Annotated in this window: 15 protein-coding genes; 8 read left to right on the forward strand and 7 right to left on the reverse strand. The window is 55.8% G+C overall.

The annotated features are described in order from the left end of the window. Positions 1-78 precede the first annotated feature (78 nt). Positions 79-309 carry an SDR family oxidoreductase gene (locus tag WA318_RS07625; RefSeq protein ID WP_336081470.1) on the forward strand — a complete coding sequence of 77 codons (231 nt, stop codon included), beginning with the start codon at positions 79-81 and terminating at the stop codon, positions 307-309. A gap of 263 nt (positions 310-572) precedes the next feature. Next, complete coding sequence (locus WA318_RS07630) at positions 573-3,800, forward strand: autotransporter family protein (RefSeq protein ID WP_336080478.1); 3,228 nt, start codon at positions 573-575, stop codon at positions 3,798-3,800. A 40-nt stretch (positions 3,801-3,840) separates the two neighbouring features. Here the strand turns inward: WA318_RS07630 and WA318_RS07635 are convergent, their stop codons facing one another. Continuing rightward, the gene (locus WA318_RS07635) at positions 3,841-4,887 is read right to left on the reverse strand and encodes a helix-turn-helix domain-containing protein (protein ID WP_336080479.1); all 1,047 of its coding nucleotides are present in this window, start codon (positions 4,885-4,887) and stop codon (positions 3,841-3,843) included. 180 nt (positions 4,888-5,067) lie between these two features. Beyond that, entirely contained in the window at positions 5,068-6,975 is a 1,908-nt protein-coding gene (locus WA318_RS07640) for an ABC-F family ATP-binding cassette domain-containing protein (RefSeq protein WP_336080480.1), read from the reverse strand. Positions 6,976-7,398: 423 nt separating this feature from the next. On the opposite strand from WA318_RS07640, the gene ndk reads away from it, so the two are divergent. After that, positions 7,399-7,821 (forward strand): nucleoside-diphosphate kinase, encoded by a 423-nt coding sequence (ndk, locus tag WA318_RS07645; RefSeq protein WP_068518216.1) that lies wholly within the window; start codon positions 7,399-7,401, stop codon positions 7,819-7,821. Positions 7,822-7,914: 93 nt separating this feature from the next. Here the strand turns inward: ndk and WA318_RS07650 are convergent, their stop codons facing one another. Next, positions 7,915-8,052, reverse strand: coding sequence for an aa3-type cytochrome c oxidase subunit IV (locus WA318_RS07650; RefSeq protein WP_147252010.1), 138 nt, complete (start codon positions 8,050-8,052; stop codon positions 7,915-7,917). A 429-nt stretch (positions 8,053-8,481) separates the two neighbouring features. Here WA318_RS07650 and WA318_RS07655 point away from each other — a divergent pair, with 429 nt between their 5' ends. Further along, the gene (locus WA318_RS07655) at positions 8,482-8,955 is read left to right on the forward strand and encodes an AAA family ATPase (RefSeq protein WP_336081472.1); all 474 of its coding nucleotides are present in this window, start codon (positions 8,482-8,484) and stop codon (positions 8,953-8,955) included. 76 nt (positions 8,956-9,031) lie between these two features. Here the strand turns inward: WA318_RS07655 and WA318_RS07660 are convergent, their stop codons facing one another. The 4 genes from WA318_RS07660 to purM form a co-directional block, all read right to left on the reverse strand. Then, on the reverse strand, positions 9,032-9,160 hold the full coding sequence (locus tag WA318_RS07660; RefSeq protein ID WP_220150325.1) for an aa3-type cytochrome c oxidase subunit IV: 129 nt from the start codon (positions 9,158-9,160) through the stop codon (positions 9,032-9,034). Between the two features lie 107 nt (positions 9,161-9,267). Further along, positions 9,268-9,651 (reverse strand): hypothetical protein, encoded by a 384-nt coding sequence (locus tag WA318_RS07665; RefSeq protein ID WP_147252008.1) that lies wholly within the window; start codon positions 9,649-9,651, stop codon positions 9,268-9,270. 177 nt (positions 9,652-9,828) lie between these two features. After that, complete coding sequence (gene purN, locus WA318_RS07670; RefSeq protein WP_336080481.1) at positions 9,829-10,503, reverse strand: phosphoribosylglycinamide formyltransferase; 675 nt, start codon at positions 10,501-10,503, stop codon at positions 9,829-9,831. Beyond that, positions 10,491-11,564: a phosphoribosylformylglycinamidine cyclo-ligase gene (gene purM, locus WA318_RS07675; RefSeq protein ID WP_336080482.1), complete on the reverse strand. Its 1,074-nt coding sequence runs from the start codon at positions 11,562-11,564 to the stop codon at positions 10,491-10,493. The genes purN and purM overlap by 13 nt, the downstream gene beginning before the upstream one ends. 363 nt (positions 11,565-11,927) lie before the next feature. Between purM and WA318_RS07680 the strand changes: the two genes are divergently transcribed. The 4 genes from WA318_RS07680 to WA318_RS07695 all read left to right on the forward strand — a co-directional run bounded on the left by WA318_RS07680 (position 11,928) and on the right by WA318_RS07695 (position 15,625). Then, positions 11,928-13,052 (forward strand): DUF2066 domain-containing protein, encoded by a 1,125-nt coding sequence (locus tag WA318_RS07680; protein ID WP_258548734.1) that lies wholly within the window; start codon positions 11,928-11,930, stop codon positions 13,050-13,052. A 98-nt stretch (positions 13,053-13,150) separates the two neighbouring features. Beyond that, complete coding sequence (locus tag WA318_RS07685) at positions 13,151-14,248, forward strand: AI-2E family transporter (protein WP_336080483.1); 1,098 nt, start codon at positions 13,151-13,153, stop codon at positions 14,246-14,248. Between the two features lie 7 nt (positions 14,249-14,255). Next, positions 14,256-15,041: an HdaA/DnaA family protein gene (locus WA318_RS07690; RefSeq protein ID WP_336080484.1), complete on the forward strand. Its 786-nt coding sequence runs from the start codon at positions 14,256-14,258 to the stop codon at positions 15,039-15,041. A gap of 83 nt (positions 15,042-15,124) precedes the next feature. Then, entirely contained in the window at positions 15,125-15,625 is a 501-nt protein-coding gene (locus WA318_RS07695) for an ATP-dependent zinc protease family protein (RefSeq protein WP_336080485.1), read from the forward strand. Positions 15,626-15,741: the final 116 nt, after the last annotated feature.

Genomic DNA, 15,741 nt, shown 5'->3' on the forward strand with positions numbered 1-15,741 from the left:
CGCCGCGAGGGCAACACGCATGCGCCAGCCACCGGAAAAGTCATAGCAATCGCACCGGGTCCGGCTGAGACCGCGTTCCTGCGCGAACGCATGTTGCGGTCACCCGAGCAAGAGGCCGCGGTGAAACAGCAGGAAATCGAGATGATCCCGCTTGGACGGCGCGGTGTGCCAAACGACATCGCCCGATCCGTCATCCATCTGCTTGACCCGGCAAATGACTGGATCACCGGGCAGGTGATCGGCGTCGATGGCGGGCCTGTGTTCGTGTCAGGTTCTGACCCTTACGAAATTGCTGTCCTTAAGCGGTAACAGGGTGGATGTGCTCGATCCGTTCTCGACGGTCCGGAATATCACGAGCCTTCCAAAGATCGTTTCGCGTCAGGGTGTTCATTCAGAATTCGGCGCAGTGAGGAAAAGCGCGGGCAAGGATAGGGGCGGTATCAACGGTGATCCGGTCGGGAGAGAATGCCGTCGGGTACGCTGGGACCAATGATTTGGGACGCTGGATCAAAACGGATGCAGAGGGTTTGTGTATCCTGACGGACAAAAGTCTGTGCCATTTGGGAAAGCGAATGATCAAGGGATATTTATCGCGGGATGTCCGTGTTCACGGAAAGCGGGTTTGCAAAGCCGGACTTATGGTCGGCGTGTCAGCCTGTTCCATTCTACTGACATGCACCACCCCGACACTGGCGGGCGGCAATGGTGGAAATGGCGGGAACGGGTATTCCCATCCGGGCTCGGGTGGTCGCGGTGCCGATGGCACGGCCACCAATAGCAATGGCGCATCGGGCGGATCTTACGGAGGTGATCTCGGTGTCAGTGGGGGAACGCCGGGGAATGATGGTGCCTCCGGGTTTGGTGAGGATAGGTATGGCGCCAGCGCGGGCGGCGGCGGTGGTGGTGGAAATGTCCCTGGGGGGGCAACCGCAGGAAACATGGGTTTGGGTTCCCGTTCGGGCGGAAATGGGGGTAACATCGGCAATAATGGTGCTGACGGGCAAAACGGCAACGAATTTGCATCCGGTGGTGGCGGCGGTGGCGGGGGAGACGGTGCTTTTTACGGGTCAACGGACAGCCAAACGTTGTCATCTTCCACCACCGGTGGTTCGGGCGGTAACGGTGGGAGCAAGGCTGGAGCTGTTGAGTCGGGTTACTACGCCGCAGGTGGCGGCGGCGGCGGCGGTGGGGCGGGCATCGTATCGGATGGTGCGGCACTTGTTTTCAATTCGGGGGCTGATGTTACTGGCGGTTCTGGCGGGAACGGCGGTTCCAGCAACGACGGCTGGGCCGGTGGCGGTGGCGGCGGCGGGGTTGGCATCGCATCGGATGGTGGTAACCTCAGCTTCGTTGCCGGGGTAACTGTTTCGGGTGGCAGCGGCGGGGCAGGCGGTGGGGCATCGACGTCGGATACCACACCGAATGGCGGGTATGGCGGCAATGGTGGGAACGGGATCCGCGGTACCGGGATTACCATACAGAATTTTGGCACCATTTCTGGCGGCAATGGTGGCAATGGCGGTAATAGTGCTGACTGGAGAGCAGGGAATGGTGGCAGTGGTGGGACAGGGGTCTCTGGAACGGACCTGATCATCATCAATGCCGGAACGATAGCTGGCGGCACAGGTGCGGCTGCTGGATCGGGGGGTTATGCGGGAACGGCCGGTTCAGATGGCAACGCCATTACCTTTGACGGGGGTACCAATACCCTCGAACTGCATGCTGGCAGCACCATCACCGGTGCTGTCCGGGCCAATGGCACAAGCGACACATTCACACTTGGCGGTGACAGCGATGCCAGCTTTGATATCAGTCAGGTCGGGGGGCAATATCAAGGCTTTGAAACCTTCACCAAGACTGACGGGTCAAGCTGGACCCTGACAGGCACCGGTAATCAGGACTGGACCGTTTTTAATGGTCGCCTGATCGGCGATACGGCCTCTTTACAGGGCAATGTTGACAACCGTCACACCGTCAATTTCAACCAGTCGGCGGACGGGAGTTATAACGGAGTGATGTCAGGCAGCGGCATAATGAACAAATACGGTGCCGGTACCCTGACCCTGACCGGTACACATACCTATACCGGCGCGACCACCGTTTCGGCGGGGAAGCTGGCGGTGAATGGATCGATTGCCGGTTCGAGCGTGCATGTCGAGTCTGATGCCACCCTTGCCGGTACTGGCAGCGTGGGGCGAACAACCATTGCACCGGGCGGAATCCACGCGCCGGGTAATTCGATTGGCACACAGACAGTTTCGGGCAATTACACGCTGTCGAGTAACGCGATCCTGCTGATCGAGGTCGATAGTGCGGGTAATGCCGATCAGGTCATTGTCAATGGCACGGTCGACATTACCGGCAGTAAGCTGCGCGTTACCCATGTTTCCGACACAGCTTTCAGAGGCAGTTACACTTACGATTATGTCATCATAAATAATGACGGGGCCGATGCGGTCACCGGCGATTTCGCTGATATTGACAATAAACTGGCCTTCTATGACATCACCAGTAGCACCACCGGGGGCGATGGCAATGATGTGACGCTCCGGCTAACGCGTAACTATACGTCCTTTGAGGATCATGCGGCATCAGGCAACCAGTCGGCGGTGGCTGTTATCCTGAATTCTTTGCCTGGCACGGGCGGCGAGACCATCCGAAATGCCATTTTGGGCTTGTCGACAGGCGACGCACAAAAGGCATATCAGCAGCTTTCTGGCGATGTTCATGCCAGCAGCACGGCTGTCAACACCCAGATAAACGGTCAGGCAGCAGGGCAGATCGGCGGACGTTTGGCCGCACTTCGCAGCGGCGGATCCGGTGCGGGGACACTGGTAGCAAGCAGCACCCTGTCCCCCGCCGCCATGGCGGGGTTTGCGTCTGTCGGGCCGATGGCAAGTGATCACGGCCCTGATGACAGCGACGCGCCGATGCTGGCCCTTGGCAATGATATCCTGTTTCAGGCCGGTTCGGCGATCTGGTTTCAGGCGATTGGTGGCATCGGGCGCATTGACGGCGATGACAATATTGATGACACCGATTACAAATGGACGGGCATGATCGGCGGTTATGATACCACCCTGTCCGAACACACACAGGTCGGGGCTTATTTCGGCTATGCCGATGGCAAAAGCCGCCAAAGCAGTCGCGATGCCACGATTGATACCGGGAACTATATGTTCGGGATCTATGGGGATCATGATCTTGGCAATGACTGGCGCGTCTCCGGTCAGGCGGGATGGACCCGGATCGTTACCGGCAGCCGCCGCAATCTTGATTTCGGCGGGATTAACCGCACGGCAACTGCCGATTACACCGACAATGCGTTCAATGCCGATATCGAACTGGCAAAGGGATTTGACCTTGTACGCAACTGGCGGATCGAACCCTATGGCATGGTCGGGATTCTGTGGAACCATTATGACAGCTTTGATGAAAGCGGGGCCGGGTCTGCCAACCTGTCACGCGAAGCTGACAGCGCACTGACCGGTACTGCCGGTCTGGGACTGCGCCTTGCCGGGATGATCAATGTCGGGGATGACAAGACCCTGATCCCGCAATTTCGTCTGGGCTGGGACCGCCATATCGGCCCGACCACCAGCAGCACCACGCTTGCCTTTGCCGGCACGTCTGCCTTTACCGTGTCGGGCAGCGAGACCGACCGCAATACTCTGCGCGGCAATCTCGGCTTTTCCCTTGCCGATGAGGATGGCTGGAGCCTTTATGCCGATTACCAGCCGTCTGTGTCGGAGAGTGCCCGTGAACACGCCTTTGGCGCAGGGTTCAGGATGACGTTCTAGGAGCGAGGGTCTTGTATTCGATTGATCCGACGCCCCGCTGTTAAAGCTGCCGCACCCAGTACGGCAACCCTGCGGCATAGCTTGTTGATGACGGGGGTGTGTCCCCGTCACGCAAAAGAGCATTGAGGGCTTCGGCGCGGACCTGACTTGGTGTTGCGTTGAATTTAGCCCGGAAGGTCCGGCTGAAATGGGATTCACTGTTAAAGCCGCATTCAAAGGCGATGGTGCCAATATTCTTGTGGCTGAAGCGGTGCTGTGACAGCAATTGCAGGCTGCGCTGCAGGCGGCAGTCCCACAAATAAGTCGCCACGCCGCCATGGGGGGCGAAGATGCGGTAAATCTGTGACCGTGACATTCGAAAGGTCTGGGCGAGCAATGCCGGGGTGATGTTTTCGGACAGGTTGTTTTCGATATAGCGATAGATGATCCGGGTTAAAGCCACAGAAGTCGGCAAATCATATTCATCGGGGAAAAGCCCCTTGCGCAGCAGGCATCCCTGCATCAGATCAAGGGTACCCTGCATCGCGCTGTCCGCCTGACTGATTGTCATGCCGGGAATGCTTTGCCACAGATTTAAAAGACCGCTTCCAATAAAGCTGATCAGCGGATTTTCCGATGATAGCCTCCTGCCATGCAAAGCCGACAAGCGATCGGATATTTCCGGTCGCTTGTCCCGTGGGAGGACAAGGGTCAGGTTTTCAAAATCGCTGTTGGTCATGTCATGGGGCTGATCAAGATCAATGATCAGCATGTCGCCTGCAACGATATGCTCGTTGTCTTTGGTAACACCGCTGCCCTTGAGGAAAAGCTGAACCAGAATGTGATCCATGTCATCCTGTATCACCCGGCGGGTATTGCGCGTGAATCGCTGGGCTTGTGATCTGGTTACACCAAAAACGGCGTCGCCGAGATTGCAGACATCGATTTTTGCATGAACATTCGTTGACTGCTTCCCGCCATCGGGCATGGCAAGATCGAAAAAGACGCCGATATTTTCTTGCCAGGCATCAAAGCGATGATCTGGCTCGATACTGGCCGTGTCAAAATGCGATATCGGAACCTGTGCCGTTTCGGACAATCTGAACATTCTTTCACATTGCGGGTAAGGCAAGCAGGTGGGCCAAAACGATGTCCCTCACCCGTTTTTAAATTAACCGAAGGTTGATGATTGCAGCTAATTTATATTTCGTCACATCGCTTTAGACAAGCGCCATTAGAAGCTTTCTAAGGGTGGTGTGGGCCCAATATCCTAGTGGTTCTGCCTTTTTCAGGCCACCATCGCCTCATACTCTTCCTGCTTGTCGAGCCATTTCTGTTCGACCATGGCAAGCTCGTTTTCGATCTGGCCGAGTTCCTTTTGGATGTCGGCCAGTTTTTGCGCGTTGGCGTCTTCGTAAAGGGTCGGGTCAGCCATTTTTTCTTCGATGCCGGCTTTGCGTTCGGAAAGCTTTTCCATCTGCTTTTCAAGCTTTTCGACTTCGCGCTTTATGGGGGCGGCTACTTTACGCTTTTCGGCGGCCTGTTGGCGTTCTGCCTTGCGGTCGCGTTTGGCGGGTTTGCCATTGCCGTTTCCGTCTTCGCCGCCGTTCTTGTTGGCACGGCGTTCCATGCGCGCACGATCGAGAAGATACTGGCGGTATTCGGCAACGTCGCCGTCAAACGATGTGACCGTGCCGTCCGCTACCAGAACCAGACGATCCGCACAGGCCTCGATCAGGTAGGGATCGTGGCTGATGATGATGACCGCACCTTCATAGGCATTGAGCGCATGGTTGAGCGCATCGCGGCTGTCGATATCAAGATGGTTGGTTGGTTCGTCAAGGATCAGCATATGCGGGGCATCAAGCGTCATCAGGGCAAACAGCAGACGCGCCTTTTCACCACCCGAAAGGTCCTTGACCTTGGTGTCGCCCTTCGCGCCTTCGAAGGCAAAGCGGCCGAGCTGGGCGCGGACCTTGCTTTCGATCACATCGGGCATCAGGGATGCCATATGCTGATAAGGCGTTTCATCGCCGCGGAGCTCGTCTGTCTGGTGCTGGGCGAAATACCCGATGCGCAGTTTGTTCGAGGATGTCTTTTCGCCGTCGGTCAGTTCAAGCCGGTCCGACAGCAGTTTGGCCAGTGTTGATTTACCATTGCCATTGGCGCCAAGAAGGGCGATGCGGTCATCCATATCAATGCGCAGGCTGATATTGCGCAGAACCGGTTTGCCCGCCTCATAGCCGACTTCACCATTATGGATATTGATCAGGGGCGGCGGCAGTTCCTTGGGGCTCGGGAAGTCAAAGCTAATGCCGCGATCCTCGACCACCGGAATGGCCGGACCCATTTTTTCAAGCATTTTGACACGGCTTTGCGCCTGTTTGGCCTTGCTGGCCTTGGCGCGGAAGCGGTCGATGAAGGATTGCAGATGCTTTTGCTGGGCGATCTGTTTTTCATAATGCTTGGAGGCCAGTTCCATCTGTTCGCGGCGCGTCTTGGCGAATTTGTCGTAATTGCCGCCATAGAGCGTCACCGTGCCATCATGCAGATGGGCAATGGTTTTGACCACGCGGTTCAAAAGATCGCGATCATGACTGATCAGGATGATCGTGCCGGGATAGTTGATCAGATAGTTTTCAAGCCAGATGGTGGCTTCGAGATCAAGGTGGTTGGTCGGCTCGTCAAGCAGCAGCAGATCAGGACGCAGGAACAGGGTCGCCGCCAGGGCAACACGCATCCGCCAGCCACCGGAAAAGTCATCACAGGCGCGTTGCTGAGCCTCGGCGTCAAAGCCGAGGCCCGAAAGGATCGATGCAGCACGCGCTTCGGCGGTGTGGGCATCAATATCGGCAAGGCGGGTGTGGATTTCAGCAATGCGATGGGGATCGGTGGCTGTTTCGGCCTCGTCAAGCAGGCTTGCGCGTTCGGTATCCGCGGCAAGAACAGTATCAAGAAGGGACCGGCTGCCAGCAGGAGCTTCCTGTGAAACCACGCCCATGCGGGCACGCTTTGACAGGACAATGTCGCCACCATCGGTTGCCAGTTCGCCCGAGATCAGCTTGAGCAGGGTGGATTTGCCAGCACCATTGCGGCCAATCAGGCCGACTTTATGGCCATCGGGAATGGTCAGGGAAACCTGGTCAAGAATGACGCGGCCACCAATACGATAGGTGAGATCGGTAATTTGCAGCATTTTATCGGTCGTTCTCTTGATCGTGTAATCCGGTTTTCCCGAGCATTCCCGCCAGTGGTCGGGGGAATCGCAAGGATTTCTGTGCTTTCAATAGGGCAGAGTGCCGTTTGAAGCAAGGTTTCTTGAAACTGTAACCCGTGGAAAATCACCGGAAACAGCAGGGTTGTAACCATCGGAAGAATCGCAGTTTTATGCGTTTTTGCGCATTTTCGTGATGGTTTTGAGGTCAATGCAGCTACTGCAGGTCTGTATTGCGCGGGCAGAACTATCTGTTGCGTTGCGCTTCAAGCCCGTTTATATAGCGCCAACCTTTGGGTCTGTGGATGATAAGGGAGCTCTAATCTATGGCTCCTTTATGTTCCGCAGGCCCTTTTGGAAGCCCTCTTGGGGGGTAACGAAATTTTAAAAAGCTAGGTGAAACCAATGGCTGTCGAACGCACTCTTTCGATCATCAAGCCGGACGCAACGCGCCGCAACCTGACTGGCAAAATCAATGCCGTCATCGAAGAAGCTGGCCTGCGCATTGTCGCACAGAAGCGCGTCGCACTGACCCGCGCTCAGGCTGAAGGTTTCTATGCAGTTCACAAAGAACGTTCGTTCTTCGGTGAGCTCGTAGACTTCATGGTCTCCGGCCCGGTCGTCGTCCAGGTTCTGGAAGGCGAAAACGCTGTCGCGACCTACCGCGAAGTTATGGGTGCAACCAACCCGGCAAACGCCGAAGAGGGCACCATCCGTAAGCAGTTTGCAGAATCCATCGAAGCGAACTCGGTCCATGGTTCGGACTCGCTCGAAAACGCTGCAATCGAAATTGCTTACTTCTTCGCTCAGACCGAGATCGTCGGCTAAGCTTGGAATACAGAATTCCGGTTCATCCGGTAAAGAAAACGCCCCGCAGATTGCGGGGCGTTTTTTTTTGTGCCTGCGTTCTGGAATGAGAGATCAATCTATCAGGAAAGCCGCCATCAAAAGCAGCAAAACAGCAATGGAGATAATGCTCCAGAGAACGAACTTGGTCCAGTTGTGCCAGCCCGTTTCGTGGACCTTGACCAGTTCGACGTCGTAGTCGCTTCCTTGCATTGTTTCCTCCCCAATTTCTGGGCCCAATTGCTGGGTCCGATTGTTTCGGATTTCGGGGGTACCCCGGCTATCAATCAAGACAACAGACAAATCTTAGCGATATTTAACCTGAGGGTGAATATCTTTTGTTCACGGATCGTTTTGTGCGCCGCAACGTTGTGGACAAGGCAGGGTCCCCATGCAATGATGCCGGTATGGAAAATGTTGTAACCAATGCATCTGCACGAATTTTTACCGTCATTCACAGGATGGCGGGGTAGCGACGTTTTGACCAAATGAAACCCACCCGCCGGCGAGGCGGGTTTTTTGTGGCTGTCTCCCGGTATTTTTTGAACAAGGGAGATTTAAATGCAGCCTGCGCCATCGCATCAAGATCGACGTCAATCAGCCGAGCCAGCCGAACCAGCCCAAGCGGCCCCCGTGCTGCATATGTTATGCGGAAAGATCGCCGCCGGAAAATCCACGCTTGCCGCAGAACTGGCGCGAAAACCCCGAACAGTTCTGATTGCCGAGGATGAATGGCTTTCGGTCTTGTTTGGCGATCAGATGACCTCTGTTGCCGATTATATCCGTGTTTCAGGGAAACTTCGCACCGTCATGGGCCCGCATATCAGCATGTTGCTGATGTCGGGGATTTCCGTGGTGCTTGATTTTCCTGCCAATACCGTGACCTTGCGCGGCTGGATGCGGCAGATATACGAAGATGCCGGTGCCGGTCACACGTTGCATTTTCTTGATCTGGGTGAAGATGTCTGCAAGCAGCGCCTGCGGGCACGCAACCGGACGGGAACGCATCAGTTTGCGGCCAGTGACACCCAGTTCCACCAGATTTGTGCGGCTTTTCAACCACCAGCCATTCACGAGGGCTTTGATGTCGTCACTTATGTGACAGATACGATCTGAAAACAAAAAAAGCTGCCAGAGAATGGCAGCTTTTTAAATTCCGGCTTGATGCAATCAGATCAATGCCAAAGGCAGATCACAGCAGGAAAATGGCCATCAGGACCAGAATGGCGATAACCGAAATGGTCGACCATTTCACGAAGCTGGTGAAACCGTCATAAATCGCGACATGGGTGTCGGTAAGTTCGTAGTCGTTACCCTGCAAGATTGCCTCCTAGGTTTGAATTTTTCAAATTTATATCTGCTGGGTTGAGGTGAGGCAAGCCCAAGATTAACCATAAATATCATCCCTTTGACCAAGGTCACACTGGCTCATTGACCATCGTTGCGACAACCATAGGGCAGGAAGGTACCGGTGAGCCCGTGGCTCATCATCGCAAGTGACATCTCGTTGGCGTAGTCGAGCTCTGTCTTGGATTTCGGGCAGGCATAGGCTCGCCCGGCACAGCCATTCTCGATATAGTCTTCTTCGGCCTTGGCAAATTCGGGGCTGAGTGCGCCGCGCGGAATTTCATCAAGCATTTCATCCCGGGTTTCCTGATAGACAGCGCATTTTTGTGCCCGCCAGGATTTTTCACCCGTTTGCATATCGGCCTTGTAGGAGTCCAGATCTGGATCGGAATCGGCCATCGCAGGACTGGTGAGCATGGCCAAAAGGGCGAAGGGGATGATCAGTCCGGAGAGCTTGCGCATCATGGTATCGGTTTTCCGTGGCGGTGGTGGTATTCGTTGATCCCATAACAGCATCAGAATGCGCAAAGATTATGACCCCGGTTTGCGGATCTGGCAGCAGGCCAAGAAAAAGGCGGGACATATGGTATGTCCCGCCTTTTATGCGTTCAGAAACCTGCGCAGCCAGCGCCAAAGGTTCTTTCATCCGGGTTCAAGCGCCGGGTTGATTTCAGCAAAATCGGCCTGCGGGGCGTCGGCAACCGTCACGATGCCCTTGTCATTGACCGAGACGCGGCCTTCGGCGATCCAGCGGATGACCTGCGGGTAGATGCGGTGTTCCTGTTTAAGGATGCGCTGGGCGAGTTTGCCCGCATCATCGCCTGGAAGAACAGAGACGACTGCCTGGGCGATGATCGGGCCGCTATCGACTTCGGGGACAACATAATGCACGGTGCATCCGGCAAATTTGACCCCGGCATCAAGGGCAGCCTGATGAACATGCAGGCCCTTGAAGCTTGGCAGAAGCGACGGGTGAATATTGATCAGCCTGTCTTTCCAGCGGGTGACAAAGCTTTCACTGACCAGTCGCAGATATCCGGCAAGCACCACAAGATCCGCACCGCTTTCCTCGATCAGGGTGCTGACCGCCGCGTCATAGGCTTCGCGCCCGCCGGGATAGCCCTTGTGCGGGATGGCTTCGGCACGGATGCCTGCCTTGCGGCCGCGTTCAAGCCCGCCTGCGTCAAGCTGGTTTGAGAAAACCAGAACGATTTCGGCAGGGTAGTCAGCTGCATTGCAGGCATCAATGATGGCCTGCAAATTGGACCCGCCGCCTGAAATCAGAACGGCGAGTTTAAGCTTGCTTACTTTTCCCATGCGGGGCCCATGTTCTTGATAACGACCTGCGGGCCGTCACCGGCACGCGGGCCGATCACACCGATCTGGCTGACGGTTTCGCCATGTTCACGCAGGATGGCTTCGGCCTCGTCTGCCTTGTCAGCCGGAACCACAACGCACATGCCAATGCCGCAGTTAAAGGTGCGTGCCATCTCGACGGCGGGAATGCCGCCTTCTTTGGCGAGCCATTTGAAGATCGGAAGGAATTCCCAGGTGCTGGCATCAAAGACAGCCGTCAGGTTTTCCGGCAGAACGCGCGGAACGTTTTCCGTCAGGCCGCCACCGGTGATGTGGGCAAGGGCCTTGACCAGACCGGCCTTGTGGGCTGCCAGACAGCTTTTGACGTAAATTTTGGTCGGTTCAAGAAGGGCCTCGCCAACGGTTTTGCCCGGTGCGAACGGGGCTTCGTCGCTGTAACCAAGGCCTGCCTTGTCGACAACCTTGCGGACCAGCGAATAACCGTTCGAGTGAACGCCACTCGATGCCAGACCAAGGATCACGTCACCTTCGGCAACGTTGCTGCCATCAAGAAGTGCACCGCGTTCGGCGGCACCCACGGCAAAACCGGCCAGATCATATTCGCCATCCGAATACATGCCCGGCATTTCAGCGGTTTCACCACCAATCAGTGCACAGCCAGCCTGTTTGCAGCCCTCGGCGATGCCCGCAACCACGTCGGCGGCATTATCGACCGACAGTTTGCCGGTTGCGAAGTAATCAAGGAATAGAAGCGGTTCAGCGCCCTGAACGACAAGGTCATTGACGCTCATGGCGACAAGATCGATACCGACGGTGTCGTGCTTGTCGGCAAGGAAGGCGACCTTGAGCTTGGTGCCGACACCGTCGGTGCAGGAAACCAGAACCGGGTCGTTGTAACCGGCAGCCTTCAGGTCAAAAAGTGCACCGAAACCGCCAAGCCCGCCGGAAACACCGGAGCGCGAGGTGGCCTTGGCCAACGGTTTGATTCGATCGACAAGGGCATTACCGGCATCGATATCGACACCGGAGTCCTTATAGGTAAGGCCTTTGGAGGCGGTCATTTTGGTGATCCTTGGCATCAAGCATGCATGAAAAAAGGGCGGCATAACCCGCGTTTTTCATCAATACGTACCGACTTCCAATCGACGTTCACCGGGCATTTGCGGGCCGGGTCGCAGCGGATATGCTGCTGTTTGACCAATCCGCCTTACTGACGCCTTTAATCAGATGCAGGAATATTCGTCAGTCCTACTGATAAAAAACGCGGGCTTGATAATTTCCGCTGGGCCGAAAATACTCAAACGCGGACAATATGCAATGATCACCTGCGCATGACAGAGTTTTCTTTGCAGAATGCGTGCAACATGCCACAAAGAGCATTGCACAAGAATTCGACAAGACACGATTAGGGCAACGAGGCATACGTGCTTACTTCATTGAAAAACATCAAGATGTTGGCTGGCGCCGTTACCGTTTCTGCGCTGATGGCATTTCCGGCTTTCGCACAGGACATTTTCACCGTAACGGGCGTTCATGTCGATGAAAGTGCGGAAACCGCCGCAGCTGCGCGCGAAAAGGCACTGGAAATCGGACAGCGCAAAGCATTCGAAGAAGTGGTTGCGCGCCTGACGCTGCCCGAAGACCGCGCCGGATTGCAGATTCCTGCGACCTCGGAAATCACCAATATGGTGCGCGATTTCGGTCTGTCGAACGAAAAAACTTCGTCGGTACGATACATCGCGGACATGACCGTGCGCTTCAAGGATGATGAATTGCGCCGTTTCTTGCGGTTCCGGGATATCTCCTTTGCCGAGCTGCAATCAAAACCGGTGATGATCGTCCCGGTCTATCGCACATCGGGCTATGTCAGCCTGTGGGATGATCCCAATCCCTGGCGCGATGTCTGGTCACGCAATATCGCGACATCGGGACTTGTTCCGGTCAAGGCACCGATTGGTGATCTGACCGATATTGGCACCATTTCAGCCGAACAGGCGGAAAATGGGTCGATGGAACGTCTTACGACACTGGCAAATCGCTATGGGGCGGGGGTCGCCGTGGTGGCAAGTGCAGATGTTGCCGGACCGACCGGCGGGGAAAGTGTCAATGTGACCGTGACCCGCTATGATCCCAACAGCGGCCCGCAGGTGTTTGGTGTTCAGGAAAATACGCTTCCTGGTGAAACGCTGAACGAGACGCTGGTGCGTGCCGCGAAGTCGGTACAGGATCAGCTTGCCGATGGCTGGAAGCGTGCGAACCTGATCAATTACAGCACGGGCGGCAGCCTGATGGTGTTTATCCCGATTACCGGTTTGCAGGACTGGGCCAAGATCGAGGACAAGCTGATCGGTCTTCCGGTTGTGCGTAACTCGCGCGTGGTGGCGATGTCACGCCGCGAAGTTCAGCTGTCGCTGGATTTCGTCGGTTCGACCAGTCAGCTGCAGACGGCCCTTAACCAGCAGAACCTTAATCTGAGTCGCATGGGCGAGCTCTGGTTCATCCAGCCGACCGGTTCGGACCGTTTGCAGGGCCTGTCGATTGGCGGATAAGCCAAGCGGCGCGCCATAAAGCCTAACAGGGGTGCGGTTAACGCCCCCTGAGTTTTCGCCACAGGTTTCGGGCGTCTGGCAAAAAGGGGTACCCAGACATGACGTTACGGCAAAAGGCACGTTTCTGGCTTTTATTCACTGTCGCCTTCTTCTTTCTGGTCTGGCTGTTTTCGGGCATCCTGTTGCCGTTTGTTGCCGGGATGGCGATTGCCTATTTCCTTGACCCGCTGGCAGACAAGCTTGAAGCGCGCGGCGCCAGCCGAACCATCGCGACAAGCATCATTACGGTGTTGTTCTTCCTTGTCTTTATTTTGGTCCTGCTTTTGATCGTCCCAATGATCGGAAGCCAGCTTGCCGGGTTCCTTGAACGGTTGCCGGGCTATGTCGATGCGTTGCGCACCAATGTTGCACCGTATTTGCAGCATATCCTTGACCGCGTTGCGCCCGAGACCCTGCAAAGTGTTTCCGATGCTGTTAAGGGCCAAAGTGCCAATGCGCTCAAGTGGGTTGGCAATGTTCTGACCAATGTGCTTTCCGGTGGTCTGGCGCTTCTGAACTTCCTGAGTTTGCTGTTTATTACCCCGGTTGTGTCGTTCTATCTGTTGCGCGACTGGGACAAGATTGTTGCCAAGATCGATAGCTATCTGCCGCGTCGTTCGGCCGAGGATATCCGCCAATGTGCCAGCGAGATCGATGAAACCCTTGCCGGGTTCGTGCGCGGGCAGGCGACCGTTTGCGTCTTGCTTGGCCTGTTTTACGGATTGGGCCTGACGCTTGCCGGACTTGAATTCGGCTTTGTGATCGGGCTTATGACCGGCTTGGTATCCTTTGTGCCGTATTTTGGCATGATCGCAGGCTTTGCAGTCGGGATGGGGGTTGCGATTGCGCAGTTCGGATTTGGTATTGATCTTGGTCTTGTCGCGCTGGTGTTCGGGATCGGACAGATTTTGGAAGGCAACTTCCTGACCCCCAAGCTGGTTGGCGACAAAGTCGGTCTTCATGCGGTCTGGGTGATGTTTGCCTTGCTTGCCGGTGGTGCGGTGTTCGGTTTGCTTGGGGTGATGCTGGCGGTTCCGGTTGCGGCGGTGATCGGCGTACTTGTGCGTTACGGTTTAAGGCAGTATCTCAGTAGTCATCTATATGACCACGGACCGGATCATCCACGCGGTGATGCGGTTACAGACGGCGAGAATTGAGACCATCGTGACCCGGGCAACAAACAATCCGGCCAATGAAACAGACAATCCGGTGGCGGATGTGCAGGATGACCGCGCGGCAATCACGCCCGAAGTCGCCCCGCAACAATTGCCACTGGCTCTTGAATTGCGTCCGGCTCTTGGACGTGATGATTTCATGGTTGCCCAATGTAACCGCGAAGCGGTGGCCTGGATTGACCAGTGGCCGAACTGGCCGGTGCCGGCTTTGTGTCTTTATGGGCCCAAGGGATGTGGCAAAAGCCATCTGGCCGAAGTGTGGCGGGCGCGGTCCGCAGCCCTTAGCGTTGCTGCAGGCGATCTTGGCGGTGTTGATCCCGACGCGCTTCTTGGTGATGCGCAGGGGCTTGTCATCGAGGACGCCGATGGCGGTCTCGACGAGACGGTCTGTTTTCATCTTTACAATATGCTCAAGGAACGGGGCGGGCATTTGCTTTTGACGGCAACCTTGCCGCCTGCGCGCTGGAAAGTGACCTTGCCCGATTTGAAATCGCGTCTTGGGGCGGCACTGGTCTGCGAGATTTCGCCGCCCGATGATGACCTTATGGTCGGATTGCTGCTTAAGCTTTTTGCGGATCGGCAAATTCAGGCAGGCCCGCAAACCATCAGCTATATCCTGCCCCGGATCGAACGGTCCTTTGTGGCACTGACCGATCTGGTGGCGGCAATTGATCGCCGTGCGCTTGCTGAAAAGCGCGCCGTAACCTTGCCGCTGGTGCGCAGCGTGATGGAAGATATCCAGATGGCCATAGGGCACGGTAATCGCGCGGACTAAATCGTCCGGATGCGTTAAATCCGTATGCCATTCAGCCATTTGCAGTCTATATTCAAGGCATTATCAATTACCGGACTGTGCATGTGAGCCCGCAACGCCTTAAAGCAAAACCGTCATTGAAATCCCAGACCGAAGCCCTGATTGCTGATGGACATGTTCTGGGCTGGCGGGAATGGATCGGACTCCCCGACCTTAATGTTCCGCAGATCAAGGCCAAGGTCGATACAGGGGCAAGGACGTCGTCGCTGCACGCGCTTAATCCCAAACAGATTACCCTGGACGGACGCGATTATGTTCAGTTCGTCTTGCCCCATTATCGCGGTGATGGTCACGGGCGCATCCAGTGTTGTGCCCCGCTGGTCGAGCTTCGCGAGATTCGTTCGTCGAACGGAAATGCCGAAGAACGGTTCATTGTGTCGACCCATATCGTCGTCGGGCATCACAAATTGAAAGTTGAAGTGTCGCTTGCCAACCGCTCAATCATGGGGTTTCCCATGCTTTTGGGGCGTACGGCGATGAAGGCAGGAAGATTTTTGGTGCTGCCATCGAAATCTTATCTTGCAGGGAAGCCCGAACAGAGTTAGATGCGCAGAAGAACGATCGTGTGACGGAACAAATTCCCGGCAGGATCGTTTTTTCTTTCTGACAGTATTTCAAAGCCCCGCAAACGACGTCTGGATCGTTCGCGCGCCTTTTGATG

This window comes from Thalassospira sp. CH_XMU1448-2, from assembly GCF_037027285.1.
GTDB classification, from domain to species: Bacteria; Pseudomonadota; Alphaproteobacteria; order Rhodospirillales; family Thalassospiraceae; genus Thalassospira; species Thalassospira profundimaris_C.

Bases quoted from the DNA above. Each gene is read 5' to 3' on its own strand.
- WA318_RS07630 (WP_336080478.1), top strand. From the start codon at position 573: ATGATCAAGGGATATTTATCGCGGGATGTCCGTGTTCACGGAAAGCGG.
- WA318_RS07635 (WP_336080479.1), bottom strand. From the start codon at position 4,887: ATGTTCAGATTGTCCGAAACGGCACAGGTTCCGATATCGCATTTTGAC.
- WA318_RS07640 (WP_336080480.1), bottom strand. From the start codon at position 6,975: ATGCTGCAAATTACCGATCTCACCTATCGTATTGGTGGCCGCGTCATT.
- ndk (WP_068518216.1), top strand. From the start codon at position 7,399: ATGGCTGTCGAACGCACTCTTTCGATCATCAAGCCGGACGCAACGCGC.
- WA318_RS07650 (WP_147252010.1), bottom strand. From the start codon at position 8,052: ATGCAAGGAAGCGACTACGACGTCGAACTGGTCAAGGTCCACGAAACG.
- WA318_RS07655 (WP_336081472.1), top strand. From the start codon at position 8,482: ATGTTATGCGGAAAGATCGCCGCCGGAAAATCCACGCTTGCCGCAGAA.
- WA318_RS07665 (WP_147252008.1), bottom strand. From the start codon at position 9,651: ATGATGCGCAAGCTCTCCGGACTGATCATCCCCTTCGCCCTTTTGGCC.
- purN (WP_336080481.1), bottom strand. From the start codon at position 10,503: ATGGGAAAAGTAAGCAAGCTTAAACTCGCCGTTCTGATTTCAGGCGGC.
- purM (WP_336080482.1), bottom strand. From the start codon at position 11,564: ATGACCGCCTCCAAAGGCCTTACCTATAAGGACTCCGGTGTCGATATC.
- WA318_RS07685 (WP_336080483.1), top strand. From the start codon at position 13,151: ATGACGTTACGGCAAAAGGCACGTTTCTGGCTTTTATTCACTGTCGCC.